General features: G+C 34.8%; 3 protein-coding genes. All 3 read right to left on the reverse strand.

All coding sequences use genetic code 11. The features are described from left to right. Positions 1–180 precede the first annotated feature (180 nt). The 3 genes from G322_RS0118570 to G322_RS0118580 all read right to left on the reverse strand — a co-directional run bounded on the left by G322_RS0118570 (position 181) and on the right by G322_RS0118580 (position 2,510). On the reverse strand, positions 181–681 hold the full coding sequence (locus G322_RS0118570) for a hypothetical protein (protein WP_022943176.1): 501 nt from the start codon (positions 679–681) through the stop codon (positions 181–183). Positions 682–1,759: 1,078 nt separating this feature from the next. Beyond that, on the reverse strand, positions 1,760–2,104 hold the full coding sequence (locus G322_RS0118575) for a DUF3024 domain-containing protein (RefSeq protein ID WP_022943177.1): 345 nt from the start codon (positions 2,102–2,104) through the stop codon (positions 1,760–1,762). Between the two features lie 118 nt (positions 2,105–2,222). Further along, on the reverse strand, positions 2,223–2,510 hold the full coding sequence (locus tag G322_RS0118580) for a hypothetical protein (RefSeq protein WP_022943178.1): 288 nt from the start codon (positions 2,508–2,510) through the stop codon (positions 2,223–2,225). Positions 2,511–2,722 lie beyond the last annotated feature (212 nt).

Here is a 2,722-nt window from a genome sequence, read left to right on the forward strand (position 1 = left end):
GCACCAATTGATGAACGTTACAAAACCAATTTCAGATTACAAATCACTATTCAAAAACTGAAAATACACAACAGGTTTTAAGGCAGACTAACGCCTCGTTAAGCGGACTAAAATTGGGCAGTATTTTTGCGGTCTTTTTGCAAAAATGATGAACTGCTTTAGTTCCGTTTAAACGACTTGTTAGGTTTTATTTGCAAGAATATTGGATAAACTTTCAAGTTTACCCTGTACTTCAATACTGATTACAGTAATCATTTGACGTATGAGGATTAACTCATTGCGATCAAAGCGCATAGCAGGCAGAACTTCTGTTGCCGAAGGTTTTCCCTCAAAAACAACAGGCCTAACTTTTCTTAGTGCAATTTCACTGTGCGCATATACTTGATGACGTAATTTAAGAAGTCGTTCATGTAATTGTTTCTGTTCGCTATCTAACACTCTTAATAATTTACTAGGAAATTTTGGGTTTCCTCTACTTATAGCAAAAGGTCTGCAATATGCAACAACCATAGAAGTAACATACGCACTTTGATGTAAGTACATTCTCCAATCTATTTCCCAAGGCTCATAGTGCCAACCTTGAGATAATAAATGTTCAGCAAAAAAGGCTGCATTACTCAAATCTTGTTGAGAAACATGGAGCAACTCATACGTTTGATGCGAGTTATTTTTAGAGTGCATATATATCAAAACCTAACGCCCACATTAAGCGGACTAAAATTGTTGGCTATAATGTGTAGCGAAGCGAAACTGAGCCAACTGTTTTAGTTCCGTTTAAATTGCTTGTTAGATGCTCGCGATCAGTTTAAAACCTTTTACAATACAAGTACATAACGAAATGGAATAATAAAGCAAACCACCACGATTTAAAGCAACTTAATTATTAACTTTGAACTCCGTAGAAAACACTTTACGCAGATTACACAAAACTAATAATTAAACAGTTTACGAACACTTAAAAGCACCCTTTTGGATTTCAAATTATCAAACCAAAAACTAGCTGACGAATTGAAAATAAAACAAAATCAGGCTACCAAAATACTACGACTTTCAGATTGACGAATGACAAGTTAGCCAATGAAATCTACAGCGCAATCGACGAAATTTTTAAGCTTTTCTATTTGAGGAAATCTCCATAAACAGCATGGAAAAACAGTGCTCAAAATGTATATGAAAAAATAAAATACAACATCAAAAAAGAGCGACATATAACGCCGCACTAAGCGGACTAAAATAGTGGGTTAAAATGTGTAGCGAAGCGAAACGTAACCCACTGTTTTAGTTCCGTTTAAGTGCCTTGTTAGTTGCCTTTTAGACAACGCTACCGCAAACAATAAGTTGCTGATTATTGGCAACTTTACACTTATTAATTATTAGAAACTACGAGCAACATTAAAAACCATGACACACTCGAAGCTAAACATGCAAAAACGACGAACAGAATTCGCCATTATAAAGTAAGCGGAGCTAATGGAGCATCCTGAACACTTTACGTACTGTTTTCACCCTTTCTAAGACGACTATTAGCGACAGCCTATTTTGGCGGAATGAGCAGACTGACTAAGCTCACAACGCACCAACTTATCAATATAAAACCACGTAATTCAGATTAAAAATCACAACTCATAAACTAACAACACGCACAAATTTTAAGGCAGACTAACGCCGCAATAAGCGGAAAATTATAGTTGGCTATAATGTTTGAGGAACGAAAAACAGCCAACTGTAAATTTTCCGTTTAATTGCCTTGTTATAAGTTTTACCCCCAAAAACATCCTTGGGGATCTTCGTTAACGATTTGGATTAATGGCTCTAAATGCTGATTAATACCATTAGGTTCATATTGTTGCCATTTCATATTTTGACGCTGCCAATATAGTTTCCAAATTTTATCTTTTTTTACATAGGTAAATTTAGCAACAAACAACTTTGTTTTTACGGTTGGATCATTCCATTTAGGGCGAACCTCTAAAATATAAAGAGTCTGCTCTTCCATTTTATAATCAATATAAAGTTGATCGGGAGGGAAATTCTTATTTCTATCTCCACAAAAAACCTTTGCGATTGACTCTACTTTGAATAACTCAAACTCACTAATTGCCACAAAACCCTCGAAACTTATAACGCCTCGTTAAGCGGATTAAAATGGTTGGTTAAAATCGCGCAGCGATAACCAACTGTTTTAATTCCGTTTAAACGACTTGTTATGTGTTGAACACCATTTAAATAATTGATTTACTTTTGAATAAAATTTTACTGCACGATAAACAAATATGTTTATATCTTGGATCTGCGTGATCAGTTAGAGGCTGAAAAACAACTTTATCTGATTCACATGAATAACATTTCGCATTCTCATCATCACTAGTTTTACATTCTGGATGCTTAGCTAAATATTCAGGCAATGTTGGTAATTTATCCCAATCATTTTGTTGAGCAGGAGAATATAAAACGTAATAATAAAAAGCACCAACTGCTACTGCCATACCTAAACCAATTAAAAATTGCATAAATACTCCTAGTAAAAACATACAGTTCCATGATTAGCGAACAACAAAGACATAATAAGTCTTTGAGCGTAAAAAGACAACTAATAATCAATGAAAAGTTAACTCTGGCAATGCAAGAACACATAACGCCTCGTTAAGCGGATAAAAATGGTTGGCTATAATCGCGAAGCGATGGCCAACTGTTTTTATTCCGTTTAAACGACTTGTTAGTT

The organism is Psychromonas hadalis ATCC BAA-638, from assembly GCF_000420245.1.
GTDB lineage: Bacteria > Pseudomonadota > Gammaproteobacteria > Enterobacterales > Psychromonadaceae > Psychromonas > Psychromonas hadalis.